Below are 25,605 nucleotides of genomic sequence, written 5' to 3'. Positions count from 1 at the left end.
CGGGTGGACATTGCAGTCCGCGTGCCCGCCGCTGAGTCCTCGGAGTTCCAAGGGATGCGAGCGCGGCTGTAGCGGGGCGGGTTACAGGGTGCCCGGCGCGTGTGACCTTCCGCGCTACAGCGGGCCTCAGGTGAACGCGAGCGTCCCGGCCGCGCGCAGGGAGCCCACGGCTTCGTTCCGGGTGTTGAGGATGCGCGGCTCCGCGTGGTGCTCCAGCCCCGTCATGGGCAGGACCATCCCCTGCTGTTCTGAGACGAGGCGCAGGACGGCGAGGAGCGCGGGCGCGGCGCAGCGGGCGTCGCCATCCTCGACCTTGATGGCCACGCCCAGGCGGGCCTTGGGTAGCGCGGCGCAGTAGACGCCCTCCGCGCCAATCTTCACCACGGCCTCGCCCCCGAAGGCGGTCATCAGGTCCGTGCACGCACGGCCCCTTCCCGCGACCAGCTCCGGGTGCGCGAGCATGGCCTCCCGCAGGCGCTGGGCCGCGGGCGCTTCCGACACGCCGAAGCGGGCCCACGCGGTGGCCATGGCGCTGAGCGGCAGGCCGAAGCAGACGGCGAGGCAGCCATCCACGGCCTTCACCAGCGCGTCGCGCGGCAGCCCCGTCCACTTCGCGATTTCGTCCTGGATGCGCTCCTGCACCGGGTGGCCGTCGCTGGCGTAGCCGTGGACGTCCCAGCCGTGGTGCCTCGCCAGCGCGAGCATCCCCGCGTGCTTGCCGGAGCAGTTGTTCCAGCGGGGCGTGAGCACCACGCCCGCCTTGAGCGCCTCCTCCGCGACCGCGGGCGACAGCGGCGGGTGCGGGCCGCACGCGAGGTGGCGCTCCTCGCAGCCCGAAGCGCTCAGCATCCGCATGGCGAGCGCGCGGTGCACGGGCTCGCTGGAGTGGGACGCGCAGGAGAGCGCCAGCTCGCGCGGGCCGAAGCCGTAGCGGTCCGCCGCGCCGTCCTGGACCATGGGCAGGGACTGGAAGGGCTTCGCCGCCGAGCGCCAGAAGGTGACGCGCTCCGGGTCGCCCGCGTACGCGACGCGGGTGCCCTCCGCGCTCACCACCGCGACGGACACGGTGTGGAGGGATTCGACGAAGCCGGAGCGGGTGGACTCGATGACGAGGGTGGCCATGGGCGTTTCGCGCGCCATAGCATGGAGGGCTGGTGTCCGGGCGGGACCTGCTGAATCCTCCGGTCGCCCTCTCCGCAAGGAAGCCGCCGTGGTCCGCCTCTTCGTCCCCCTGCCCGACCCCGCCCCCGCCGACGTGACGCTCACGGGCGAGCGCCGCCATTACCTCGTCCACGTGCTGCGGCTGGAGGACGGCGACGCGCTGGAGGTGTTCGACGGCAAGGGCCGCGCCTTCGAGGCGCGCGTCACCGGGCTGGACGCGGAGTCCGTGAAGCTGGTGCTGGGGGCCGTGCGGGTGACGCCGCCCGCGCGCGAGATGAGCGTGCTCCAAGGGCTGCCCAAGGGGGACAAGCTGGAGCTGGTGCTGCAGAAGGGCACGGAGCTGGGGGCCACCGCGTTCCATCCGGTGGCCACGGCGCGCAGCGTGGTGAAGCTGGAGCCGAAGCGCGCCGAGGAGCGCACCCAGCGGTGGGCGAAGATTGTGGAGGAGGCCGCGCGCCAGTGCCGGCGCGACGATGTGCCGGTGGTGCATCCGCCCCGGCCGCTCCTGGACGCGGCGCGCGCGCTGACGCCGGGCACGCTGCTGCTGGTGCTGGATGAAGAGGAGTCCGCGGTGCCGCTGGGGGAAGCGTTCCGGAGCGTGGCCGCGGGGACGCCGGTGGCGCTGGTGATTGGCCCGGAGGGCGGGCTCGCTCGCGAGGAGGTGGACGGGCTGCGTGGGCTGGGCGCGCGGCCGGTGACGCTGGGCTCGCGCATCCTGCGCACGGAGACGGCGGCGCTCGCGGCGCTCGCGGTGATGCAGCACCTGGACGGGTCGCTCGGTTAGCAGGCGGGCGGACAGCCCCTCCCTGCATCCCGGGTCACGGATCCGTGTGGTGATTCCTACGTTTCTGCCATTCGGGACCTCGCGGGTCCCTCAAACGGGAGAGACTCTCATGGGGATCATCGCATTCATCATCATCGGCCTCATCGCGGGCCTCATCGCTCGGGCCATCCTGCCGGGCAAGCAGAGCATGGGGTTGGTGGCCACGACCCTGTTGGGCATGGTCGGTTCGCTGGTGGGTGGCCTCATCGGTTCGCTCTTCCAGCGCGATGGCCGGCTGTTCGACCTGCACGCCTCGGGCATCATCATGTCGGTCGTGGGATCCATCGTCGTGCTTCTCCTGGTGGGAGCAGCGGGACGGCGCCGCGTCCACGCCTAGCGTGAGGCGCCCCACACGCACCGTCCCCCGAGGGATGGTGGTGATGGCGCGAACGAGCCCCTGACGGTTCCTCGGCCGAGGGACCGGCGGGGGCTTGTCCTTTTCTTGCTACAGGCCTGAATGCGGCCTTTCATGGCGACGGTTGTCCGCGTCACCGGGAGGATCCGTTGTCCAAGTGCCTGAAGTGCGGCGCCTCGCTGCCGCCGGTCGGAGATTGCCCCGCTTGCGCCGCCAATGCCGCGCGCCCACCCGCGGTGGCCCCCGTCCCGAGCCTGCTCGACCGCGACATCCACATTGATCGCCGCAGGTCCGGCGACCGTGTGGCCCAGGACGCTGGCGGCGAAGACCCCATCACGTTGAACAGCGAACCGATGGAGCCGGAGACGCTGCGCGGCACGCCGGCCTTCGCGATGGAGCCGCCTCGCGGTCCTGTCACCCCGCCGGGAATGACGCCGACGGTCCGTCCGGGAATGGCCCCCGCCGCGCCCCGGCCGCCCGCGCAGGCTCCGGCCGCCGCGCCCCGCGCCGCCATGCCTCCGACGGATGGGCCCACCGCTCGCGCGCCTACGCCGGGTCCTGTGGCTCGCCCCGCGGATGCGACGATTCGCGCCGCGGCTCCGACCGCGCGTCCTGCTGCGCCCCAGGCCGATGCGCCTCACGCGGATGCGACGATCCGCGCCGCGGCACCGGCAGCGCGTCCTGCTTCGCCCCAGGCGGCTCCGGCGCGTCCTGCGCCCCAGGCGGATGCAGCCCAGGCGGATGCCACGATTCGTGCAGCGGCTCCGACCTCGCGTCCTGCCGCGCCCCATGCGGATGCGTCGCAAGCCGATGCGACAATTCGCGCGGCGGCTCCGGCGGCACGCCCTGCGCAGGCCGAGCGCGCTCCCACGCAGCACGCGGAGGGCCAGGCAGTCCGGGCTCCCGCGCAGCACGTGGAAGGTCAGGCGGTCCGGGCTCCCGCGCAGCATGTGGAAGGACAGGCGGTCCGGGCTCCCGCGCAGCAGGCGCCTCGGGCGGCGGCTCCCATGCCGCCTCGCGCCACGCCTCCCGCTGGGAACGCACCCGCTGGCGCCGTGCTGCCTCCGCGACCCGCCGCGCCGCCTCCGGGCGTAGCGCCGGTGGCCGCCGTGCCTCCGCGCGCCGCGCCCACCGCGGCCCTGTCGGAGGCGGGCTTCCAGAATCCTGGCGTCGCCGTGCCTCGCGCCGCGCAGCCTCCGATGGAGCCCCGCCCGGGCTCCGCGCCCACGCCGGCCTACGGCACGGAGCCGCACATTCCGCGCCCCCAGGCCGCCTCGGGTCAGCCTCGTGGCAACGCCGGACTGCCTCGCATGGACGCGCAGGCCCAGGCCGCCTCGGGCCAGCCTCGGGGCAACGCCCAGCCCCAGGCCTCCGGCCTGCCGCACATGGATTCAGCCCCTCGGGCCCAGGCCTCTGGCCTGCCTCGGATGGGTGGCGCACAGTCCCAGGCGTCCGGTCTTCCCCACCCCGCCTCCGGACCGTCCGCCGCCGAGCACTGGGATGCATCGCCGGCGTCTTCCGGCCTTCCCTTGATGGATGCTCCCGCGCAGGCATCCGGTCCGTCTCGCCGGGACGCCGCTCCGGGCCTTCCCGTCATGGAGGACCCGGCCATCCTGCCCCCGCTGGAGACGCCGGCCTTCGCGGCGTCCTCCGCGCCCGCTCCGGGAGTGTCCCGCATGGAAGCCTCGCCCGCCCCTGCCCCTGCCCCCGCCGCAGCCCCCGCGAAGTCGAAGGCCCCGGCGCCCTCGGCGGTCCCGGCCGCTGGCGAGGTCCACGCGCGCCCCGCCTCGCTGTGGCGCCGGCTGCTGTCCTTCACCGTCGACACCGCGGCCATCAGCGCCGTGGCGGCTGCCTACATCACCCTGGCCTCGTCCATCGCGGGCGTGAAGGGACCGCAGCCGGGGCTGACCGGGCTGGACGCGTTCGTCGCCTGGCTGCGCGCGCTGCACACCGTGCTGCTGCCGGGCGTGGTCCTGGTGGTGGTGCTCGCCACCGTGTACTGCGCGGTCGCCGCCTTCCTGTGGAATGGACGCACCCTGGGACGGTTGCTTCTGGGCCTGCGGTTGGTGGACACCCATGGCATGGCGCCCACCCCGGGCCGGGCCATCTTCCGGGCGCTGCTCGCCGGGCTTTCCTTTGTTCTCTTCCTGGGCGGCTTCTGGATGGCGCTGTTCGACCGCCGCGGACAGACGCTCCATGACAAGCTGACGTCCACCTTCGTCGTCCAACCGAGCTGAAACCGGCTCATTGTGCCTTGCGGCCGCGGCCGTAAGATGCCGCGGCCTTCATGCCTTCGCGTCTTGCCCAGCACCTCGTCTCGCGCGCCCTCCTGTCCCAGGAGCAGGCCGGGGAGTTGTTGCGTCAGCATCAGGCCCAGGGTGGCCATCTGGACACCGCGCTCCTGGAGCGCGGCATCCCCGAAGCGGATGTCCTCGCGATGCTGGGCGAGGTCTCCGGCTTCCGGCCCGTGAACCTGGTGGACTTCGAGCCCAACCTCGAGGTCGCCAGCTTCATCCCCCCGAAAATCGCCGAGCGCCTGAGCGTTGTCCCCCTGTCCCTGGACGGGAACACGCTGCACGTGGCGTGCGCCTATCCGGTGCCCAAGAAGGAGCTGGACGAAGTCGGCTTCCTCCTGGGCAAGCCCCTGGAGCTGTGGGTCGCCATCGAGCTGCGGGTGCGCGAGTGGATCGCCATCATCTACCGCCAGCCGCTGCCGCCCCGCTTCGTGCAACTGGCCGAGGCCGTGGCCCAGCAGGCCGGAGCGCTCACGCCGCCCCCGCCTCCGCCGCCCGACGACGAGTCGATGACGGTGGACATGGTGGAGCAGCTGGCGCGCAACGTGGCCCAGGAGCCCGTGCCCGCCCAGGCCCGTCCCGCCGCCGCGCGTGAGCCCGAGCCCGCGGACATCCCGCCCCCCGCGTACGTGCGCGAGCCGCTGCGCCTGAACACCTCCGCGGGCCCGGTGACGACGGCCCGCGCGGTCCAGCGCCCCACTCCGCCGCCGACGCCCACGGACATTCCGCCCCCCGCGTACACGCGCGAGCCCCTGCGGCTGAACATGCCGGGCACGCCCGCGCGCGCCACGCCGCCCGCGCAGGCCCCGAACCGGGGTGCGACGGGGAACGCCGCGCCGCCGACGCTGTACCCGCCGGGAGAGCGTCCTCTCCCGCCGCCGCAGCCCGTGCCCGTGCTGTTGCCCGTGGGTCCGGCCGCCACGTCCGCGCCCGCGACGCAGGGCTCCGCCCAGGGCGGTCGACCCGCCGCGCCCGGTGCGTTCGCCACGCCGCCGCAGAACGCGGGCCGTCCCGCCACCACCGTGCAGCAGGGACCCGCGACGCAGGGCTTCGGAGGGCCGGGCACCACCGCTCAGGGTCCCGCGACGCAGGGCTTCGGAGGGCCGGGCACCGCGCAGGGCATCTCCCCGACGCAGGGCTTCGGCGGACCCGGCACCACCGCGCAGGGCGCGGGCACCCAAGGACCCGCGACCACGGGCCAGGGGGCTCGACCGGGCACCACCGTGCAGGGCGGCACCCCTCCGGCCGCGCAGCCGGCACAGGGCCCCGCTCGACCGGGCACCACCGTCCAGAGCGCGCAGGGCACCTCCCCCACCGCGCCTCCGTCCGCGAATCGCACCAGCGCCCCCGCCCAGCCCCCGGGAGCCCGCCCCGCGGTGTGGCCTCCCGCGCCCGAGCAGCAGGCCCGCGCGGCCCAGGCGGCCACGCCGACCCAGCCGCCCGTTCCCCCGGCGCCGCCCCGGGGCGAGCCGTCGTTCATCATCTTCAGCAACCCCGCGTCCACACAGGGCCCGACCCGTCCTCGCGTGCCGGAGCCCGCCTCCGTCCCGGGTGCCTCCAGCGCGCCGGATGCCGCCGTGCCGGAGTGGACGCTGCCCCAGGTCCGCTCCGCGCTGCGGGAATCGACGCGGGACCTGGACCGCCTCTTGGACGTGGCGCTGCGCTTCGGCCGCCGTACGTTCGACTACGTGGCCGCCTTCGCCGTCGTGCGCGGCGCCGCCGGTGGCTGGGACTCGCGCGGCGAGGGCTGGGACGCGAACGCCCTCGCGCAGGTCTCCATCCCCCTGGACGCGAGCAGCGTCTTCCGCACCGTCGCCGTCACGCGCGGCAGCTACGCGGGCCCGCTGCCGCCGGACGCGCTCACGCGGCACTACCTGGAGCTCTTCGGCCGCCAGGCTCCGCGCACCGTTTTCCTGTATCCGGTGGAGGTGAAGGGCCGCCTCGTGGCCATCCTCTACGGCGACTGCGGCCAGAAGCCGATGAGCCAGCGCCGGCTCAGCGACTACATCCTGTTCTGCCAGGACCTGCCGGCCGCCTTCCAGGAGCTCATCCTCTTCCGCAAGCAGCGCGTCTCCGAGCTGCGCGCGCCGGAAGAGGACATCAGCATCGACGTGGACGTGCCCGGCTTCCCGGCCCCGGTCCAGCCCGCTCCCGCGCCCGCCGTGGTCGCGGGGCTCGGATGGAACCCCGTCTTCGGCCGGGGAGGCGTGGCGAACCTGGGCCGCGCCGCCGCCCTGCCCCCGCGCGTGCTGTCGCCGGAGGAGCTCCCGCCGCCGGACTTCACGCCGCTCCTGCGCCGGCTCACCGGCCCGGACGCGTCCCAGCGCTCCAGCGCCATCGCGGAGCTGGCGCGCTCGCCGGAAGCCAGTGCCCGGGTCCTCGCGCAGCACTTCCCCGGCCCCACGGCCTGGAGCCGGCTGCCCGTCGTGGAGCTGCCGGAAGCGGACGAGCTGGGCCCCATCCCGGCGGCCCTGTCGCGCCTGGGCCGTCCCGCAGCCGTCGCGCTGGCGCCGCTGCTCGACTCGAACGACGCGGACACGCGCTACCTGGCGCTGCTCACCGCGGGCAACCTGCCCTACGCGGAGCTGGTGGACGGCGTGCTGCGCGGCCTGTTCGACATGGAGCCGGACATCTCCAGCGCCGCGCGAGTCGCCGCCGCCGCGCTCAAGCATCTGCCGCGCCTGGACGCGTCCCTGCGCGACCTGCGCCAGGAGATGGCCAGCCGGGACGCGCTGCGCCGCTCGCTGGCGGCCCGTGCGCTGGGCACGCTGCACGACCGCGACGCCATCGAAGGCCTCATCAACCTCACCGGCAGCGACGACGCCATGTGCGCGCAGGCCGCGGCGGAAGCACTGCGCGAAGTCACCCGCGCCACGCTGGGGCTCCAGCCGCGCCAGTGGTCGGCGTGGTGGGCGGAGAACCGCAGCCGCCGTCGCGCGGACTGGCTGGTGGCCGCGCTGCGCCACCGCGAGCTGGACATTCGGCTCGCCGCCATCGAGGAGCTGAGCCGCGCCCTGCACGACACGCTGGGCTACTACGCGGACGCGCCCGACGCGGAGCGAGAGGCCGCGGTGCGGCGCTGGGAGTCCGCGGCGGTCGACCCCGCCAACGCCCGCCGGCTGGGCATGCTCTGAGCCACGGAGGCGCGCGATGACGGGCGCCATGTGGCTCAGCCTGCTGGCGTGCGCGGGGCAGCTCGCGCTCGCCGGCATCGCACTCGCCCGCGTGGGACGAAGCCCCCTCGCGCTGCCGCTGTCGCTGCTGTCCATTGCCCTGTCCACCTGGAACTTCTCCGCCTTCGGGCTGGCGCGTTCGGGGGACACCGGCTGGCGGTTGATGGGCTTCGCCGCGGCGCTGATGACGCTGCCGTGCGCGGTGCACTTCATCCTCGCGTTCGTGGGCCGCCGCCGCCGCTCCGCCCGGGTCCTGTACGGCACCTACGCGGTGATGGGCGCGCTCGCGCTGACGATGCTCATCGCCATGGGCGTGCCCGCGCTGGAAGAGCGCATCAACACCTTCGCCTTCGGGCTCGCGGTCTCCGTGGGCGTCATCCCCATCCTCACCACCGGCTTCGTGCTGCTCACGCGCCACCTGCGCCACGCGGGCTCGCAAGATGAACGGGCGCGAGCAGGCTTGATGCTGCTGGGGCTCACGCTGCTCGTCGCGCTGCTGCTCACCGACCTGGCGGCGGACATGGCCCTGCCCGTGCCGAAGCTGGGCAACGTGGGCACGCTGCTGGGTCTGCCCGTGATGGCCACCGCGTCCCTGCGCTTCCAGCTCTTCGGCAAGGACGCACGCGCCACCAACGCGGCGATGCACGCCGTCGTGCTCGCGCTGGTGGGAGTGTTCGCCTACCTCGCGCTCTTCCGCGCCTTCGCCGCCGAATCCGGAGCGCTGGTCGTGGGCACCACCGCCATCACCTTCGCGCTGCTCGCGGCGGCGCGGCGGGGCGTCACCGCCTTCGTCACCCAGCGCGAGCGCCTGGAGCAACTGGCCACGCTGGGCCGCTTCTCCGCGCAGATGGCGCACGACCTGAAGAACCCCATCGCCGCGCTCAAGGGCGCCGCGCAGTACCTGAAAGAGGAGCACGCGCGAGGCCACTCCTGGGACGCGCACGGGGACTTCCTGGACCTGCTGCTGGAGCAGGTGGAGCGCCTGGACCGGGTGGCGGGCACGTACCAGCGCCTCGCGCGAGTCGAACCCCTGCGCCGGCCACTGGACCTGAACCGGCTGGTGGAGGGCGTGCTGTCGCTCCAGGCCTTCGCGACACCAGGAGCGGTGGAGCTCAAGAAGGAGCTCGCCCCCGACCTGCCCGAGTGCGCGGGAGACGAAGACCTGCTCGCCAACGCGCTGGAGAACCTGGTCCGCAACGCCTTCGAGGCCATGCCCGAGGGCGGCACTCTCACCGTGCGCACCCAGCAGGACGGCGGCGCGGTCGTGGTGGAGGTACAGGACACCGGCAGCGGTATGGACGCGCGCACGCGCGAGCGGGCCTTCGACGACTTCTTCACCACCAAGGCGACAGGCAGCGGGCTGGGCCTGGCCTTCGTGCGGCGAGTGGCGGAAGCCCACGGAGGCACGGCATCCCTGACGAGCGGCGAGGGCCATGGCACCATCCTCCGCCTGCGCCTGCCGGCGGCCCCCGTTTCCCAGCCCCCGGCATCCGAGGGAGAAGCCGCGTGAGTGACGCACTGAAGGGCCACGTCCTGGTGGTCGACGATGATCCCGCGCTGCTCAAGGTGCTGGGCGCGCTGCTCACCCAGGCGGGCCTCACCCCGCATCCGGCGTCCAGCGCGAAGGACGCCCTGGCCCTGCTCGCGCGCCGCCCCATCGACGTGGTGCTGAGCGACGTGCGCATGCCGGGCATGAGCGGCATGGAGCTGCTCGCGGAGGTGGGGCGCGGCTGGCCGGACGTGCCCGTGCTGCTGATGACCGCGCACGGCACGGTGCCGCTCGCGGTGGAGGCGATGAAGGCGGGCGCGGCGGACTTCGTGCTCAAGCCCTTCGACCGCGAGGAGCTCCTCTTCTCGCTGAAGAAGGCCCTGCTCCACGCGAGCCAGGATCCGGAGCCCACGCGAGGCACCGGCAAGGCGCCGGACGGACTGGACAGCCTGCTCATGGGCCAGAGCCGCGCGATGAAGGAGGTGAAGACCCTGCTGGTGAAGGCCGCCCAGGGCACCGCCACGGTGCTGCTGCGCGGCGAGTCCGGCACGGGCAAGGAGCTGGCCGCGCGGGCCCTGCATGAGAACAGCCCCCGGCGTGCGGGGCCGTTCGTGAAGCTGCACTGCGCGGCGCTCCCGGACACGCTCCTGGAGAGCGAGCTGTTCGGCTACGAGAAGGGCGCCTTCACCGGCGCGGCCACGCGCAAGCCCGGACGCGTGGAGCTGGCGCACGGCGGCACGCTGTTCCTCGACGAGATTGGCGACGTGTCCCCCGCCGTGCAGGTGAAGCTCCTGCGCGTGCTCCAGGAGCGCGAGTTCGAACGGCTGGGCGGAACCCAGACCGTGAAGGTCGACGTGCGCTTCGTCGCGGCCACGCACCAGTCGCTGGAGGACGGCGTGCGCCGGGGCACCTTCCGCGAGGACCTCTTCTACCGGCTCAACGTGGTGCCCCTCTGGCTGCCCACGCTGCGCGAGAGGCCGGAGGACATCGCCGCCCTCGCCCGCCACTTCCTGGACGTGCACGCGAAGACCAACGGCCGCCCGCCGTTCACCCTGAGCGAAGACGGCCTGCGCGCGCTCCAGGCCCAGCCGTGGCCCGGCAACGTGCGCCAGTTGCAGAACTTTCTGGAGCGGCTGGTGGTGCTCTCCGACGGGCCCGCGCTCACCGGCGAGGACGTGGCGCGCGAGCTCTCCCGCCAGCCGGGACTCGCGCCGCCGCCCGTCGCCGCGCCGCTGCCTCCGTCGCCGTCCGACTCCGTCACGCTGGAGTCACGGCGCAAGGACGTGGAGAAGCAGGCGCTGGTGGACGCGCTGAAGCGCTCCGGGGACAACCGCACGCTGGCGGCGCGGCTGCTCGGGGTGAGCCGGCGCACGCTCTACAACAAGCTGGAGGAGCACGGCCTGCTGTAGGGGTACCGGGAGACCGGCCCGCTGGAACCCGGGCCGTGTTTTCACACGGCGCTTCCGTGTACGGACCTGACTTCCAGGTTTATGCTGCTTCGCGCTCGTACTCCCTGGACGCGGCACCGCAGCGCACCCGAGTCCCCCTCCCAGTCCGAAAGGGCTGGCTGACACGAAGGAGCAACGCCCCATGACCCAGTCCCTCGCCGGCCGCGTGAGCGGTCCCGTCTACACCCCCAACGACGCGGGCTATGCCCCGGAGACCGCCGGCTTCAACGTGCTGGTGACGCACTCTCCGCAGTACGTGGTGGCGGTGAAGTCCACGCAGGACGTGGCGGAGACCATCCGCTTCGCCCGGGAGAACCAGCTGCCCGTGTCGGTGCAGGCCACGGGGCACGGGACGTACGCGTCCATCACCTCCGGCGTGCTCATCTCCACGAAGGCGCTGAACCACGTGAGCATCGACCCCGCGACGCGCATCGCCACCATCGGCGCGGGCGCGCGCTGGGAGCCGGTCATCGAGGAGGCGGCGAAGCACGGCCTGACGCCCATCGCAGGCTCGTCCACGAACGTGGGCGTGGTGGGCTACCTGCTGGGCGGCGGCATCGGGCCGCTGGTGCGCAGCCACGGCATCAGCTCCGACTACGTCGTGGGCTACACGCTGGTCACCTGTGACGGAGAGACGGTGGAGGCGAGCGCGGAGAAGCACCCGGACCTGTTCTGGGGCCTGCGCGGCGGCAAGGGCGGCTTCGGCATCGTGACGGAGGTGAAGCTCAAGCTGGTGGAGATGCGCTCGCTCTACGCGGGCAGCCTCTTCTTCGAGGAGCAGCACATCGAGGCCGTGCTGCGCGGCTGGGCGAAGTGGACGTCGGAGGCGGACGCGCGCGTGTCCACCAGCGTCGCCGTGATGCGCTTCCCGCCGTTCGACTTCATCCCGCCCCCGCTGCGTGGCCGCACGGTCATCAACCTGCGCTTCGCCTTCCCGGGCTCCACGGAAGAGGGCGCGAAGCTGGCGGCGCCGCTGCGCGCGCTGGCGCCCCTCTACCTGGACATGCTGGGCGAGCTGCCCGTGACGCAGATCGCCCGCATCCACAATGATCCGGACAAGCCCAGCCCCGTGTGGACGAACGGCATGATGCTGACCCACGTGGACCAGGACCTGGTGACCACGCTGCTGCGCCACGTGGGCACCGGCGTGCAGACGCCGTACTTCATGCTGGAGCTGCGGCACCTGGGCGGCGCCAGCCAGAAGGACGTGGCGGGCGGCTCCGCGGTGGGCGGCCGTGGCGGCAACTTCATCGTCGGCCTGGTGGGCATGCACCCGCCGCTCTTCGAGACGGTGCTCCCCGGCGCCACCGAGGGCCTGCGCGCGGAGCTGAAGCCGTGGCTGTCCCCGGACATGACCATCAACTTCATGGGCAAGGTGCGCGACGCGGCGCACTTCGACAGCGCGTGGCCGGAAGCCATCCGCGCGAAGCTCAAGGAAGTGCGCGGCAAGTACGACCCGCACAAGCTCTTCGCGAAGTAGCGCTCAGGGGGCCAGCGTCGCCAGCGCGTCCAGTTCCTCCTGGAACGCGGCGACGAGGGCCCCCGGGTCGGACACGCGTGACGCATCCGAGGCCACGCCCACGGTCACCTGTCCCGAGTAGCTGAAGAGGCTGACCCCCAGGCCCACGTGTCCGGCCTGGGGGACCCAGAACGTGAGCCCCTTCATCCGGCTGCCCGCGAGCGACACCGGCTGGCGCGGCCCGGGCACGTTGGTGGCGACGAGCGACGCCTTGGTGCCCATCACGTCCACGACGGCGCGCTCCAGCGCCGCGGGCGTGCGCCCCAGAAGCTCCAGCACACCGGACGTCACCACGGCCTCCGGCGAGCGCTTGAGGTGCTCCATCCGCTTCGCCACCGCGCGCAGGCGGCGGTGCGGCTCCGCCAGGTGCACGGGAAGCCGCAGGAACACCACGCCGAAGCGGTTGCCCAGCTCGCGAGGCACCGGCACGTCCATGGGCCGCAGGTTCACCGGCACCAGCGCGTGCACGTCCTCCAGCGGCGCCTCCCGGGAGCTCAGATAGCGCCGCAGCGCGCCCGTCACCGCCGTGAGCAGCACGTCGTTCACCGTGCCGCCCAGGGCCGCCCCACGGCCTTCACCCGCTCCAACTCAATGGGCTCCGACCACGCGGCGACCTTCCGGGGGCTCAAGGGCCCACGCAGCGGAGAGCGGGGGTCGGGAGGCAGCACCAGCAGCTTGCCCAATGCCGCCGCCCCCTTCGCGCCCTCGCGAACGAGGTCCCCCGCGAGGATGGGCTCGCGCACCATCTCCGCGCCCTTGCGAAGCGCGGAGCGGGCCCCCCGGGCGAAGCGCATCCACCCCGGAGCTTGAGCTGGCCGTTCCACTTCGGAGGGCGTCACCGCTTCCGGGCTTTCATCCCAGGTTTCCGGAGCGGCGCCCGTGTCCACCGGATCCGTGAGGGACAGCAACACCCGCGCGAGCGCGATGCCATCCGCGATGCAGTGGTGCAGCCGCGCGAGCAGCACGTCCCCACCCGGCGCGCCTCGCACCAGGTGGAAGTGCCACAGCGGACGGGAGCGGTCCAACGGCACGCCCAGCCAGTCCCCGACGAGCGCCTCCAGCCCCGCGCGTCCCGCTGACTCCGGCACGCGCAGCGTGGACAGGTGTTCTTCCAGCTCGAAGTCCGGCGCGTCCTCCCAGTGCGGCGCGCCCAGCGGTCCGGGCACCACGCGCTGCCGGAAGCGCGGGTAGCGCTCCACCAGCCGCTCGCGCACCACCGCGCGCAGGCGCTCCAGGTCCACGGCGCCGTCGAACCACAGCACCGCTGTGATCATCATCAGGTTCGCGGGCTCCTCCATCTGGAGCCACGCCGCGTCCATGCTCGCCATCCGCTCGCGACCCGCCATGGCGTCCTTCTCACCCGTGCGCCCCGGTGGGGGCAAGGTCCTCCTCAAGGCTTGGGTTGCGGCTCCGGCGCTTCCTGCTTCTCCCGTTCGAACTGGAACGTCTGCCGCGTGGCGCCCGGCACCGTGAGGACGAGCGAGTCCTTCTCTTCAATGACGTACGTGAACTCCCCGCCCTTGAACTTGCCCTTCGTCAGGGGAACCACGCGCTCCTTGCCGCACACCGGACCCACCGCCTGACCGTCCTGCGTGCGCAGCGCCAGGTGCTTCTTGTCCTTCACCTCCAGCCGGCCCCACGCGCGAACATCCAGCGTGCTGCCGCGCCCGAGCGTCGCGTCATCCAGCTTCGTGCGCATCACGAAGCACCCGCTCGGAGTGATCTGCAACGCCCGCGCGTAGTCGGACCGGGGCTGCACGTCGATGCGCTCCTCCCGCCCCTGCTCCGTGTCCGGGATGCTCGCCGCGGACAGCACCCACGTGCCCACCAGCTCTTCCGGAACCGCCGTGCCCTTGGGGGCCTTGTCGCCCTCGCACGGGTCCGTCACCAGCTTCTCCGGGCTCTTGGGCGCGGGCTCGAAGGACTTCTCGCAGGTGAGCCCGCAAGACTTCGCCGCGCACGCCGAGTCATCCGGCGCGCAGGCCGCCTTGCTGGTGCAGGCCTTCAGCCGCTTGAGCGCGTCCTCGCACCCCTCGCGCATGCACTTGTCGACGCACTCCGCGTCGATGCACTCCGACACGCAGACCCAGTTGGTGCGGCCACACACGCCCGCCACGGTGCGCGGAGCCTGGGCCGCCGCGGGCAGCGCGGCGGCGGAAACGAGAAGCAGGACGAGGAGTCGGAACGGTCGCATGCGGACTGCAAGCTAGGCAGTGCGCCCACCTCCGGCGACACCCGGCGACAGCATGGCTGTCCACCGGGCATCACTCCGGCCTCCAGCACTGCCGTCAGGTGAACTGCCACCGCCAGGTGCGTGGGTCGGACGGATTGGGCAGCTCCAGCTCGAAGTCCAGCGTGTCGTAGCGGCTGAACTCGCGAGGCTCCACGCGCAGGAGCGTCATCGCCGTGGTGTTGCGCTCGCGCATCGGAGACACGTCGAAGGCCAGCTCCGCGTCGAAGGCGACCTTGTAGAAGAGGCAGAAGCCGTCCACCCGCCCGTCCTCCTCCACCGGCCGCTGGATGCGCACGCGCGAGGGCAGCCCCTCCGCGCGCATCGTCTCCAGGTCGAACCCGAACGCGGGCTCCGGCTCGCACAGCAGGTGGTCCACCTCGTACGAGCGCACCAGCCGCGTGAAGTACGACGGGCTCATCGCCTCACGCAGCGACTGGAGGCAGCGGAAGTCCACGTGGGGCAGGTGCTGCGTCCAGATGAACGGGACGCACGCCTCCTCGCGAAGCTGCACGGGCTCCACGTAGACCTCGAAGCGGTTGGGGAGGATGCGGCCGCCGGGCTTGAGCAGGCGCGTGCGCAAATCCAGCATCCGGGGCACGAGCCCCGCGTCGAGCAGCGCATCTCCCAAGAGCTCATGCAGCAGCACGTCCGCCTTCTCCTGCGGCTGGAAGTGCCAGGTGGGCTCGCGCACGAAGTCGATGCGGTCCAGGCCGTTGCGGCGGGCCACCCACTGCGTGGTGTCCAACAGACGCGAGTCATCCACCGCGTACAGCTTGCGTGGGTTCTGGTGCGCGGCGAGGAAGGTGCGCAGGCCGGTGCCGGCCTTCACATCCACCACCACCTGGTTGGGGCGCACGTAGCGCTCCACCGCGCGGCGCCACATCTCCACGCGTTGCGGATCCGCCAGCATCGAGTCCTGCGGCGCCGGACTGGACAGCGCCAGGCTGTTGGGCGCGTGCCGGCGGTGCAGCTGGGACACGAGCGGCAGGTGTCTGAGACGCGAGCGCAGGTCCATCAATGCCTGACGCGGCAGGTCGAGCAGATTCGACATGGTGGCTTCCCCCCGGAAGGCCGTGACGGTCCCGACAAAGACGCGGCCGATGCCCCCGTCCCCCGAAACCGGACTCCAGAGGATGCGGTAAATCCCGGCTTTCCCCCAATCCGTCCCAAGGGCTGCTCACTGTCCCCACGTGAACATCCATCCCCGCACCGTGGGCGCAATCCACTCGCACCGCCTCGCGACAATCCCTCAAAGCAGGAAGACACCGGTCCCCCGGTGACCTCTCGCCGGCGACTTGGAGACGGCGCCGGCGAGAGGCTTTCCCCCTGCACGGAGCGTCCGCGAATGACAGTCCAAGCATCCCTCCGGGCGGGCAAGAAAGCAGGTGGAATGCGTCTTTTCCGGAAAGCCGCTCATTCACGAGCCCTGCTCGCGGACGGGAGGAAGGCTGCCGGTCACGCCCGTGGATGGACCCAGGTCTTGAAGGAAGAGGGGGCACGGATGATGCGAGCGATGGAATCGCGGACGCAGGGCGGGCGGGAACTGGCGGGGAACGTCGAAGGCGCGGCGCGCTGGGAGGCGCAGCCGTGGCGGCTCCAGTTGCAGGACGCGAGGGCGCACGAGCACCGGGTGGCGAGGTCCGTGCTCGTCGCGGCGCTGCTGGCGGAGGGCTGCGCGGCGGAGGCGGAGGTGGCGGGGTTCGCGGGGGCGCTGGAGGACCGGGCGTCGCTGAGCATCGGGCAGGTGCTGCGGTTCGTGGACAGCCTGCGGGTGCGCCTGGCGCTGGCGCGCACGGACGACGAGGTGTTGCAGTTGGCCTACCTGCGCCGCAACGCGGAGGAGCTGGCGGAGCGGATGATTGACTGGGCCAACACGGGGCGGCTGCCGGCGTAGGGCAGGCGGGGCACCGCGCGGACGTTGGTGGTGGGCGTCCCCGGTGGGAGTGCCTTGACAGGGGCGGTGGGTCGCTTTCAGGTGGGGGCATGCTCGCCCTCGCACTCGCCGCCACGCTGGCGGCCGCACCCGCGCCTCGCGTCGCCGCATCCACGGTGACGGTCCTCCACGCTCCGCAGTTGGATCAGCTCCAGGGGTTGAACGCGTTCCTGACGCGGGCCGGGGCGTACTCGCAGATGCTGAACCCGGAGGCCTGGCGCGGCGAGCTGCACCCCATCCTCCAGCTCGACCTGGGGAAGCCGGAGGTGATGGAGGCGCAGGGCATCGACGTGACGGGGCCGCTGACGGTGTCCATGCGGCAGGACGGCCGCATCGCGTGCACGCGGGTGAAGGACGCGAAGGTGTTCCAGGAAGCCACGGCGAACGTGCTCGCGCGCAACGGCGACGTGAAGGCGGGCACGGTGAAGGGCGTGACGACGCTGCGAGCCCCCAGCGCCACGGGCGGTTTTGGCGGCTACGTCATCAAGGGCCAGGAGGCCTGCGCCTTCCTGAGCACGGATTCGGACGACGCGCTCCGCAAGGAGGCCGCGAAGCTGGTGGCGCAGAAGGCGCCGGCCGCGGACGCGAGGATGGCCGCGGTGCCGGGCGTGCTGTTCGTGTCCACGAAGGACGGAGTGGTGGCGCTGGACGGCACGGCGGCGGGGCTGAAGGTGGAGGGCACGGCGACGAAGCTGCCGCTGCCGCCCTTCCAGACGAAGGGCACCAGCCCCTACGGCGCCATGTCCCCCGCGGGCCTGCTCTTCGCCAGGGCGCAGGTGGCGCCGACAGGCGTGGCGCAGGCGGTGGAGTCCGTGGCGGACGCGGTGCGGACGGTGTGTCCCGCGTGCCCGGCGGCGGACGTGAAGACGGTGACGGACGCGCTGGCGAAGCAGCTGACGGGTCAGGTGTTGTTCGGCGTGGACTCGGTGGCGGTGCGCGGCTCGCTGCGCAAGCCGGAGGTGCGCTTCTTCGCGGCGAAGCAGGCGTTGGCGGCGGAGGTGACGGACGCGGCGGCGGTGAAGGCGGCGCTGGCCCCGCTGGCGAAGCTCCCGGGAGCCAAGGCGCTGGAGGACGGCTACGCGCTGGAGGCCAAGGGCGGCAACGTCTACGTGCGGCTCAAGGGCAAGCAGTTGGTGTTCGGCAACGACTCCACGGTGACGCAGACGATGCTCGCGGCGCTGCCGGAGAAGGGCGGGCCGCTGAAGCGCGCGGTGGAGTTCACGCTGGATCCAAAGAAGCTGGCGCGGGGCCTGTCCCAGGTGTCGCTGATGGACGTGATGGGCGACGAGCGCCTGGCCGCGTTCTTCGGCGCGAGCACGGAGCTGGGCCCCCTGCTCGCGAAGAGCGACAGCATCACCGGCTGGCTGGACAGCGCGCCCAACGGAGCGCACCGGTTCCAGATGAACTGGTCGCTGCCGGAGAAACCCTAAAGTAGAGACATGCGCCTCATCACCGTCACCGCGATTCTGATGCTCCTCTCTGCCTGTGCCACGGCGACGGCACGGGTGAAGGAGCCAACGGCGCGGGAGTCACGGCTCAAGAACCTCCAGCGAGCAGCAATGTTGCCCTGGAGGGACGAAGGGAAATGCGTTGTCCAGGAAGCCTCCCAGCCATGGGAGGTGCTGGTCGAACGGTGCTTTCAGGCGCTCGACGCCAGGAGGATCCGTTTCAAGGACTCCGAGCATCGCTGTCCCGTGGCATCGGCGGACGCGGCGGCACTGCAAACGATGGTGGGCGTCTGCCTTCTGACCCAGCCGGAGCTCGTCGTGGGAGCGGTGGTCGTCATCGGTGTCGTGGTGGTGGCGGTCTCCATCGCGGAAGAGCTGGAGGCATACGAACTGCGGCATGCCTATCCGGATGAAGAGGCGCCCCGGACGCAGCCCATCACGCGACAGTCCGTGGCGGAGCATCGCCCTGAAGCCGCAGGGCGGTCCTCCGGGCAGGACTGGTTTCCTCCACCAAAGCCTCCCAACTCCACGGAATCACGAGAGCGCCGACCGGAGTGCACTCCCAAGCGGGTGCCGCCCAAGGGCGGCAATCCCCTTCACAACAAGTGCGCGGACAGAATCCCGGGCAACACCTTCCGCGGCGCCAACGCCCTGGTCAACGGCAAGGCCTACGACGGACTCCAGTCCGCGTTACGCACGCTCTGGGAGGTGAAGACCGACAATTTCGACACGTACTCGACCTTCCTGCGAAGGACGGTGCCGGAGAAGCAGTTGATGGAATTGCGGCACGAACGCGACCTCGCTCGTGCGTGTGGATTCGACTTCCGGGTCGGCGTTCGCAGTGCCGCGCATCAAGAGGCATTGGAGATCGCGGATCCCGACTTTGAGGGAACCATCATCCTCATGGAGTGGTGCAAGGATGACGAAGCAGAGGAATGACCTGGTCATGATGACCTACGCGCCCGCGCTCGTAGGCAATGACAGCCGCCCTCTTGCCGTCGTCCACGGCATGGAGCGCGCCATCCCCGGCTTGCGCCTGGACTGGGCGATCTCTTCCGAAGGGAGTCCCTACCCCCTGCCCCAAAGGGACGAATGGGTCCTCGGCGGCAGGCCGGATGGCCCCGGGTTCCCTCTCGTCTGCAATGGACCTGACGAGAGTGAACTTGTCACCGTCTATGGACTGGAGATCTCAGCGGACTCCGGGCCTGGAGGCCAACCGTTGCTCGACGTCCACGCGGAGATGCCAATGACCGCGGGCAACCTCGCGGCGGCAGGAGCCCTGCTGGAAGGTATCGCGGAAGGCGCGCGCGCGTTCTGGGGGCACGCGACTCCTTTTCCCGCGGGCGTGGAGATCGCGCGTCAGACCAAGAACCAGGCAGCGAATCCGAAGCCTCCGCCTCGCGGGCTGCCAGCGCTCAACCTCGCACGGGAAATCTCTTCGCCGGAATGTCCCCATCGCCTGGGCTGGCTCAACTACTGGTCGGCCGCTACAGCGCGCCGCATTGGGTTCCCGGACCCGGCACGCGACGCGGAGCTGCTGTCCCGAGCTCGGCGCACCGCGACGGGTGGATGGATTGTCCGCCTCACCGACGAACCGCTCGTTCTCGACAACCCCACCCATCTCGAAACGCTCCTGCGAACCTATGAGCGCTTCCCGGCCATCGGCGGACGAGCAAATACCTGAGCGCGACTACTTGCGCACCAGCTCCACCTGCATGCCCAACAGCTTGCGGCCCTCGCCCGTGGTGCCGCACATCGCGCCGTCCGTGAGCGGTCCATGGGGCGCGCCATGCCCTCCACCTTGCACCAGTAGCGCACGGTGTACAGGTGCGCCCCCTCGCCGCGCAGCCGGATGCCGAAGGCCTCCAGGCGCCGTGACTCGCCCTGCGTCCCGCACGGCGTGCCCTCGGGCAGCCACCCCGAGTCACCCAGGTCCTGGAGGTGGCACTGGTACTCCAGCTGCACGGCCTTCATGGGGCGCTTCAGGTGGAACTCGAACTGCTCGATGCGCTTGGGCTGCGTGGGCAGCCACGTGGCCCGGCTGGAGCTCTGGTTGCCGATGTCCTCGCTGTGCACCGTGCCCACCAGATCCACCGTCTTCGAGGGACCGGCACCCAGCGTCGACGCCAACATCATTCCAACCAGCAGGCTCTTCATCGGAGTTCCTTGTGGGAGACCTCCGTGCTGACGCGCCAGTGAAGGACCTATTCACCCAGAGCGCTAACGGGACTTGCGGCTCGCACGCTTCCGGGCCGGGCTCTTGCGCGCGGTCTTCTTCGTCGCGGTCTTCTTCGTCGCGGTCTTCTTGCGCGCCGTCTTGCCCCAGCCGCGCTCCATGTTCTTGTAGGACTTGCTGGACACCTTGGAGCGGCTCTTCGGCCGGGACGTCCCCGCCTTCTTGCGCCGGTTGATGTTCGCCACGAGGCTGTTCTTCTTCTGGGCCATGCGCTGCCTCCGATGCCTGGAGGGCAAGGTCTTCATTCTCCGACCTTCCTGCAATGTCCCCGTCCCGCCTCGAGCCCTACGCCGTCCGCTCTCGCGGCCACCCCGTCCGGGACCCGTTCCGCTCCGCCTCCTCCGCCCGCGCCAGCCCCCGCTGGATGTCATTCCAATCCAGCGTCCCCGCGAGCAGCCCATCCTCATCCACCACGGCGGCCATGGGCACGCGCGCCTCCGCCATCCTCCGGAGCGCCGTCCACCCGTCCTCGCGCAGGTCCGCGACCACTCCGTCCTCCATCGCGTCGCGCACCACGTAGCCTCCGCGCTGCGCCTCCGGCACCGCCTGCGCCGCCGCCCACGTCACCCGCCCCACCGGCCGCCCCGCGCTCGTCACCGGCAGCATGCTCACGTGCGCGTGCCGCAGCGCCCAGTGCGCGTCCTGCATCGACAGGTCCAGGTCCACGCCCACCATCCGGGGCGTCATCAGCGCCTCCACCTTCACGCGCTCCAGCAGCGCCTTCATCCGCACCTGCCGCGACTCCCCCTCCGCCCCCATCAGCACGAAGAACGCCACCACCAGCGTGAACGGGTTCAGCGTCACCAGCCCCCACACGCCGAACAGCACCGCGAACAGCCGCCCCAGCCCCGCCGCCACCCGCGTCGCCCGCACCAGCCCCAGCCGGGGCGTCAGCGCCGCGCGCACGATGCGCCCCCCATCCATGGGGAACGCCGGCAACAGGTTGAAGCCCCCCAGCACCGCGTTGAGCATCGCCAGCGTGAAGAGCGCGAACTGCACCTGGAACATCCCCAGGCCGTGCATCACCCACGTCAGCGCCCCCAGGAACGCCGCCAGCCCCAGGCTCGTCAGCGGCCCCACCAGCGCCATCAGCGCCTCGTCCCGGGGACGCTTGGGCACCTCCGCCAGCTCCGACACGCCTCCGACAATCATCAGCGTGATGCCGTGCACCTCGCCGCCATGCCGCAGCGCATAGAGGGTGTGCGCCATCTCATGCAGCAGCACTGACACGAACAGCCCCACCGCCACCGCCAGCCCCCACGCCCACGGGTGCCCGCCCAGCGCCCCCGGCGGCACGTCCGCCGCCTCCGCCGCCCGCTCGAGCGTCCCGCCGAACGCCAGCGCCAGGAGCGGCAGCGCTATCAGCAGGGAGAAGTGCACCCGGATGGGCACCCCCCGGAATGACCCCACCCGCAGTGCCCCCGGCCTCTCACGCATCGCCAACCTCCCCTGCCCGCCTCCCCAGCCCCGGAGCCCGGGAAGACGCGGTGTCGGAAATCCTGAACTTCCGTCCCGTCCCCGCCCCGTGCACCCCGGGCCCGGCCGTCCGCCCACCCCTCCAGGAGCAAGGGAAGCGCTGCCAGCGACGTCCAATCGTGTTAAGCGGCCCCCCATGGCCACGACCCCCGAGAACGATCCCTTGCGCGCACGGCTCCAGCAGATGGAGCAGCAGGCCGAGCAGGGCGGCGGCGCCGACCGCATCGCCAAGCAGCACGAGGCCGGCAAGCTCACGGCACGCGAGCGCATCGACCTGCTGCTCGACCCCGGCTCCTTCAGTGAGCTGGACAAGTTCGTCACCCACCGCAGCCACGACTTCGGCATGGGCGACAAGAAGATCCTCGGTGACGGCGTCGTCACCGGCTACGGCACCGTGGAAGGCCGCCAGGTCTTCGTCTTCGCCCAGGACTTCACCGTCTTCGGCGGCTCGCTGTCCGGCGCCTACGCCCAGAAGATCTGCAAGATCATGGACCTGGCCACCCGCGTGGGCGCGCCCGTCATCGGGCTCAACGACTCCGGCGGCGCGCGCATCCAGGAGGGCGTGGAGAGCCTGGCCGGCTACGCGGACATCTTCCTGCGCAACACGCTGGCGTCCGGCGTCGTCCCCCAGATTTCGCTCATCCTGGGGCCGTGCGCGGGCGGCGCGGTGTACTCGCCCGCCATCACGGACTTCATCATGATGGTGAAGGACACGTCGTACATGTTCATCACCGGCCCGGACGTCATCAAGACGGTGACGCACGAGGAGGTCTCCAAGGAGGCCCTGGGCGGCGCGCTCACGCACAACCAGAAGTCCGGCGTGGCCCACTTCGCCGCGGAGAACGAGCAGGCCGCCATCGCCATGACGCGCGAGCTGCTCTCGTTCCTGCCCTCCAACAACCAGGAGGACCCGCCGTCCCAGCCGTGCGAGGACGACCCGTTCCGCGCCGAGGAGTCGCTCAAGTCCATCGTCCCGGCGAACCCGAACAAGCCCTACGACATCAAGGAGATCATCCGCGCCATCGTCGACTCGAAGCACTTCTTCGAGGTGCAGGAGCACTTCGCGAAGAACATCGTCGTCGGCTTCGCGCGCATGAACGGCAAGAGCGTGGGCATCGTCGCCAACCAGCCCGCGGTGCTCGCCGGCTGCCTGGACATCGACGCCAGCGTGAAGGCCGCGCGCTTCGTGCGCTTCTGCGACTGCTTCAACATCCCCCTGCTCACCCTGGTGGACGTGCCCGGCTTCCTCCCCGGCACCGACCAGGAGTGGGGCGGCATCATCACCCACGGCGCCAAGCTGCTCTACGCGTACGCGGAAGCCACCGTCCCCAAGATCACGCTCATCACGCGCAAGGCCTACGGCGGCGCGTATGACGTCATGGCGTCCAAGCACATCCGCGCGGACATCAACTACGCCTACCCCACCGCCGAAATCGCCGTGATGGGGCCCGAAGGCGCGGTGAACATCATCTTCCGCAATGAAATCCTGAAGGCCCAGGACGCCAACGCGGAGCGCAAGAAGCTCACGGACGACTACCGCGAGAAGTTCGCCAACCCGTTCAAGGCGGCGGAGCTGGGCTACATCGACGAGGTCATCCGTCCCGAGGAGACCCGCGCCAAGGTCATCCGCGCGCTGGAGATGCTCAAGGACAAGCGGCAGGAGAACCCGCCGCGCAAGCACGGCAACATCCCGCTGTAGAAGGAGTCCCGGAAGCGCGCCCGCACGCCCCCGTCGCCTGGGGGGCAGGCGGGCGTGGAGACTTCCGGAAATTCTCAGGTAACGCCGGGGCTTTCACGGGGCCACTCAAGGAGCCACCCCCGTGTCCCAGCAGCGCCGACTCGTTCTCTTCCTCTCTGACGTCGAAGGTAACCTCACCGCCCTGCGTCAGACGCTCAAGGGCGTGTGTGAGGGGCTGGACCTCCCCTGTCCCGAGGTGAAGTGGGTGGAGCCCCGTCCAGAGTCGCTAGCCGACACCGGCTGGCACGTGGCGGAGATTCCCCTCGTCTCCGGCAAGACGTCCGGCAAGGTCTCCTCCCCCGAGGAGCACGTGGACGCCATGACGCAGGCGCTCTCCCGCGACTTCCGCGACCGCTCCATGGGCATGTACGTGGACCGGGAGCACAGCTACGCGCGCGTCTGCATGGCCGCCCCCAGCCGCCCCCCCCGCGCCATGGAGGGCGAGTACCTGGACGTCCTGCGCCAGGCCGCGCGCTGGCTGGACGTGGAGACGACGGCCCTGGCCCGCCTCTTCAGCGGGAATGCCGCGCGCAACCTGCTGGCGGCCGCGGTGGACTTCGGGCCGGACGGCAAGGCCGTGGAGGCCCCCTCGCACCCCGCCCCTCCCCCGGAGCCGGACGAGGACGACCGCTTCGTGGAGGCGAAGCTCGCCCAGGCCAAACAGTTGATGGACCAGTACCTGAACCTGCGCAAGTAGAGGCGGGCAATCCCGGGCGCCCCATGCTAGACGGGCGCCCATGCCCAAGATCCGCAAAGTGCTCGTCGCCAACCGCGGCGAGATCGCCATCCGGGTGATGCGCACCTGCAAGGACCTCGGCATCGCCACGGTGGCGGTGTACTCCGAAGCAGACCGTTCCGCGCTGCACGTGCGCACCGCCGACCAGGCCTATTTCGTCGGCCCCCCGCCCTCGCGCGAGAGCTACCTTGTCCAGGAGCGCATCCTGGAGGTCGCGAAGCAGTCCGGCGCGGACGCCATCCACCCCGGCTACGGCTTCCTCTCCGAGAACGCGTCCTTCGTGCGCGCCTGCGAGAAGGCCGGCATCACCTTCATCGGTCCGCCGGCCGCCGCCATGGACGCCATGGGCGAGAAGACCCGCGCCCGCGCCAACATGATCAAGGCGGGCGTGCCCGTCGTCCCCGGCACCACCGAGCCCATCGGCACCATTGAAGAGGCGCGCGAGTACGCCCAGGGCATCGGCTTCCCCATCATGCTCAAGGCCGCCGGCGGCGGTGGTGGCAAGGGCATGCGCCGCGTGGAGGGCCTGGCCGACTTCGACTCCGCGTGGCGCTCCGCCAAGAGCGAGGCGCTCAACGCCTTCGGCAATGACGCGGTCTACATCGAGAAGTACCTGGAGAAGCCGCACCACGTCGAGATCCAGGTCTTCGCCGACCAGTACGGCAACACCATCCACCTGAACGAGCGCGAGTGCTCCGCGCAGCGCCGCCACCAGAAGGTGGTGGAGGAGACGCCCAGCCCCATCCTCACGCCGGAGCTGCGCGCGAAGATGGGCGAGGTCGCGGTGAAGGCGGCCAAGGCCGTCAACTACGTGGGCGCCGGGACGGTGGAGTTCCTGGTGGACGTGCACCGCAACTTCTACTTCCTGGAGATGAACACCCGCCTCCAGGTGGAGCACCCGGTCACCGAGTGGGTCACCGGCCTGGACCTGGTGGCCATGCAGATCAAGGCCGCCGAGGGCGAGAAGCTCCCCCTCTTCGAGGCCCCCACGCCGCGCGGCCACGCCATCGAAGTGCGCGTGTACGCGGAGGACCCGGCGCGCAACTTCATGCCCAGCCCCGGGAAGATCCAGGCGCTGCGCGTGCCGAGCGGCCCGAACGTGCGCGACGACTCGGGCGTGTTCGCGGGCTTCACGGTGCCCAACTACTACGACCCCATGATCTCCAAGCTGTCCGTGTGGGGCGCCACGCGTGAGGAGGCCATCGCGCGGGCCAAGCGCGCGCTGTCCGAGTACGTGGTGAAGGGCATCACCACCAACATCCGCTACCTGCACGGCATCCTGTCCCACCCGGAGTTCGTGGGCGGGGACTACGACACCAGCTTCCTCACCCGCCAGCACACGGAGCTGCTGGGCCAGGAGGACTCCCAGCTCAGCGAGGTGGCGCTGCTCGCGAGCACCCTGCACGCCTTCCAGCGCGACCAGAAGCGCGCGAAGACGCTGCCCTCGCGCAGTGGTGGTGGTGACACCTCTGGCCGCATCAGCCCGTGGCGCCTGGCGTTGAAGAGCCGCCGCCGCTGACCCACCTCCCGCCAAGGACCTTTC

20 protein-coding genes and 1 pseudogene are annotated in these 25,605 nt (G+C 71.5%); 14 read left to right on the top strand and 7 right to left on the bottom strand.

Annotated features, from left to right (window positions below):
- Positions 1-126: 126 nt before the first annotated feature.
- Positions 127-1,122, bottom strand: coding sequence for an asparaginase (locus tag ACX114_RS05555; RefSeq protein ID WP_459295446.1), 996 nt, complete (start codon positions 1,120-1,122; stop codon positions 127-129).
- A gap of 88 nt (positions 1,123-1,210) precedes the next feature.
- On the opposite strand from ACX114_RS05555, the gene ACX114_RS05550 reads away from it, so the two are divergent.
- From ACX114_RS05550 to ACX114_RS05520, 7 genes are all read left to right on the top strand, one after another.
- Positions 1,211-1,945, top strand: coding sequence for a 16S rRNA (uracil(1498)-N(3))-methyltransferase (locus ACX114_RS05550; protein WP_459295444.1), 735 nt, complete (start codon positions 1,211-1,213; stop codon positions 1,943-1,945).
- A gap of 109 nt (positions 1,946-2,054) precedes the next feature.
- Positions 2,055-2,321, top strand: coding sequence for a GlsB/YeaQ/YmgE family stress response membrane protein (locus ACX114_RS05545; protein WP_120622877.1), 267 nt, complete (start codon positions 2,055-2,057; stop codon positions 2,319-2,321).
- A 1,073-nt stretch (positions 2,322-3,394) separates the two neighbouring features.
- Positions 3,395-4,576 (top strand): RDD family protein, encoded by a 1,182-nt coding sequence (locus ACX114_RS05540; RefSeq protein WP_459295441.1) that lies wholly within the window; start codon positions 3,395-3,397, stop codon positions 4,574-4,576.
- A 50-nt stretch (positions 4,577-4,626) separates the two neighbouring features.
- Positions 4,627-7,767 (top strand): HEAT repeat domain-containing protein, encoded by a 3,141-nt coding sequence (locus ACX114_RS05535; RefSeq protein WP_459295439.1) that lies wholly within the window; start codon positions 4,627-4,629, stop codon positions 7,765-7,767.
- A gap of 16 nt (positions 7,768-7,783) precedes the next feature.
- A complete protein-coding gene (locus ACX114_RS05530) occupies positions 7,784-9,316 on the top strand; it encodes a sensor histidine kinase (protein WP_459295437.1) in 1,533 nt (510 codons plus the stop codon).
- Positions 9,313-10,704: a sigma-54-dependent transcriptional regulator gene (locus ACX114_RS05525; protein ID WP_459295435.1), complete on the top strand. Its 1,392-nt coding sequence runs from the start codon at positions 9,313-9,315 to the stop codon at positions 10,702-10,704. Before ACX114_RS05530 ends, ACX114_RS05525 begins: the two co-directional genes overlap by 4 nt.
- Positions 10,705-10,885: 181 nt before the next feature.
- A complete protein-coding gene (locus ACX114_RS05520; protein ID WP_459295433.1) occupies positions 10,886-12,223 on the top strand; it encodes an FAD-binding oxidoreductase in 1,338 nt (445 codons plus the stop codon).
- Positions 12,224-12,226: 3 nt separating this feature from the next.
- Here ACX114_RS05520 and ACX114_RS05515 read toward each other — a convergent pair.
- From ACX114_RS05515 to ACX114_RS05505, 3 genes and pseudogenes are all read right to left on the bottom strand, one after another.
- Positions 12,227-13,608 (bottom strand): annotated as a pseudogene (locus ACX114_RS05515) (WS/DGAT/MGAT family O-acyltransferase).
- Between the two features lie 44 nt (positions 13,609-13,652).
- Positions 13,653-14,456 (bottom strand): hypothetical protein, encoded by an 804-nt coding sequence (locus tag ACX114_RS05510; RefSeq protein ID WP_459295431.1) that lies wholly within the window; start codon positions 14,454-14,456, stop codon positions 13,653-13,655.
- A gap of 94 nt (positions 14,457-14,550) precedes the next feature.
- Positions 14,551-15,546, bottom strand: a complete 996-nt coding sequence (locus tag ACX114_RS05505; RefSeq protein WP_459295429.1) for a class I SAM-dependent methyltransferase — start codon at positions 15,544-15,546, stop codon at positions 14,551-14,553.
- Between the two features lie 450 nt (positions 15,547-15,996).
- On the opposite strand from ACX114_RS05505, the gene ACX114_RS05500 reads away from it, so the two are divergent.
- The 4 genes from ACX114_RS05500 to ACX114_RS05485 all read left to right on the top strand — a co-directional run bounded on the left by ACX114_RS05500 (position 15,997) and on the right by ACX114_RS05485 (position 19,560).
- Positions 15,997-16,389 carry a hypothetical protein gene (locus ACX114_RS05500; RefSeq protein ID WP_459295427.1) on the top strand — a complete coding sequence of 131 codons (393 nt, stop codon included), beginning with the start codon at positions 15,997-15,999 and terminating at the stop codon, positions 16,387-16,389.
- A gap of 89 nt (positions 16,390-16,478) precedes the next feature.
- Positions 16,479-17,858, top strand: a complete 1,380-nt coding sequence (locus tag ACX114_RS05495; protein WP_459295425.1) for a hypothetical protein — start codon at positions 16,479-16,481, stop codon at positions 17,856-17,858.
- A 9-nt stretch (positions 17,859-17,867) separates the two neighbouring features.
- Entirely contained in the window at positions 17,868-18,815 is a 948-nt protein-coding gene (locus ACX114_RS05490) for a DUF6310 domain-containing protein (protein ID WP_459295423.1), read from the top strand.
- Positions 18,796-19,560: a DUF5953 family protein gene (locus tag ACX114_RS05485; protein WP_459295421.1), complete on the top strand. Its 765-nt coding sequence runs from the start codon at positions 18,796-18,798 to the stop codon at positions 19,558-19,560. Before ACX114_RS05490 ends, ACX114_RS05485 begins: the two co-directional genes overlap by 20 nt.
- On the opposite strand, the gene ACX114_RS05480 is transcribed toward ACX114_RS05485, so the two are convergent.
- The 3 genes from ACX114_RS05480 to ACX114_RS05470 form a co-directional block, all read right to left on the bottom strand.
- Positions 19,518-20,033: a hypothetical protein gene (locus ACX114_RS05480; protein ID WP_459295419.1), complete on the bottom strand. Its 516-nt coding sequence runs from the start codon at positions 20,031-20,033 to the stop codon at positions 19,518-19,520. The two genes, ACX114_RS05485 and ACX114_RS05480, sit on opposite strands and share 43 nt — an antisense overlap.
- A 63-nt stretch (positions 20,034-20,096) precedes the next feature.
- The gene (locus tag ACX114_RS05475; protein WP_459295417.1) at positions 20,097-20,321 is read right to left on the bottom strand and encodes a hypothetical protein; all 225 of its coding nucleotides are present in this window, start codon (positions 20,319-20,321) and stop codon (positions 20,097-20,099) included.
- A gap of 76 nt (positions 20,322-20,397) precedes the next feature.
- A complete protein-coding gene (locus ACX114_RS05470; protein ID WP_459295413.1) occupies positions 20,398-21,549 on the bottom strand; it encodes a site-2 protease family protein in 1,152 nt (383 codons plus the stop codon).
- Positions 21,550-21,724: 175 nt separating this feature from the next.
- Here ACX114_RS05470 and ACX114_RS05465 point away from each other — a divergent pair, with 175 nt between their 5' ends.
- The 3 genes from ACX114_RS05465 (at position 21,725) to ACX114_RS05455 (ending at position 25,581) form a co-directional block, all read left to right on the top strand.
- Entirely contained in the window at positions 21,725-23,287 is a 1,563-nt protein-coding gene (locus tag ACX114_RS05465) for an acyl-CoA carboxylase subunit beta (RefSeq protein WP_120623133.1), read from the top strand.
- Between the two features lie 121 nt (positions 23,288-23,408).
- Positions 23,409-24,023 carry a hypothetical protein gene (locus ACX114_RS05460; protein ID WP_459295410.1) on the top strand — a complete coding sequence of 205 codons (615 nt, stop codon included), beginning with the start codon at positions 23,409-23,411 and terminating at the stop codon, positions 24,021-24,023.
- Positions 24,024-24,063: 40 nt separating this feature from the next.
- Positions 24,064-25,581 carry an acetyl-CoA carboxylase biotin carboxylase subunit gene (locus tag ACX114_RS05455; RefSeq protein WP_459295408.1) on the top strand — a complete coding sequence of 506 codons (1,518 nt, stop codon included), beginning with the start codon at positions 24,064-24,066 and terminating at the stop codon, positions 25,579-25,581.
- Positions 25,582-25,605: the final 24 nt, after the last annotated feature.

Source organism: Corallococcus sp. M7, from assembly GCF_054512695.1.
This window is presented reverse-complemented; position numbering and strand designations above follow the sequence as displayed.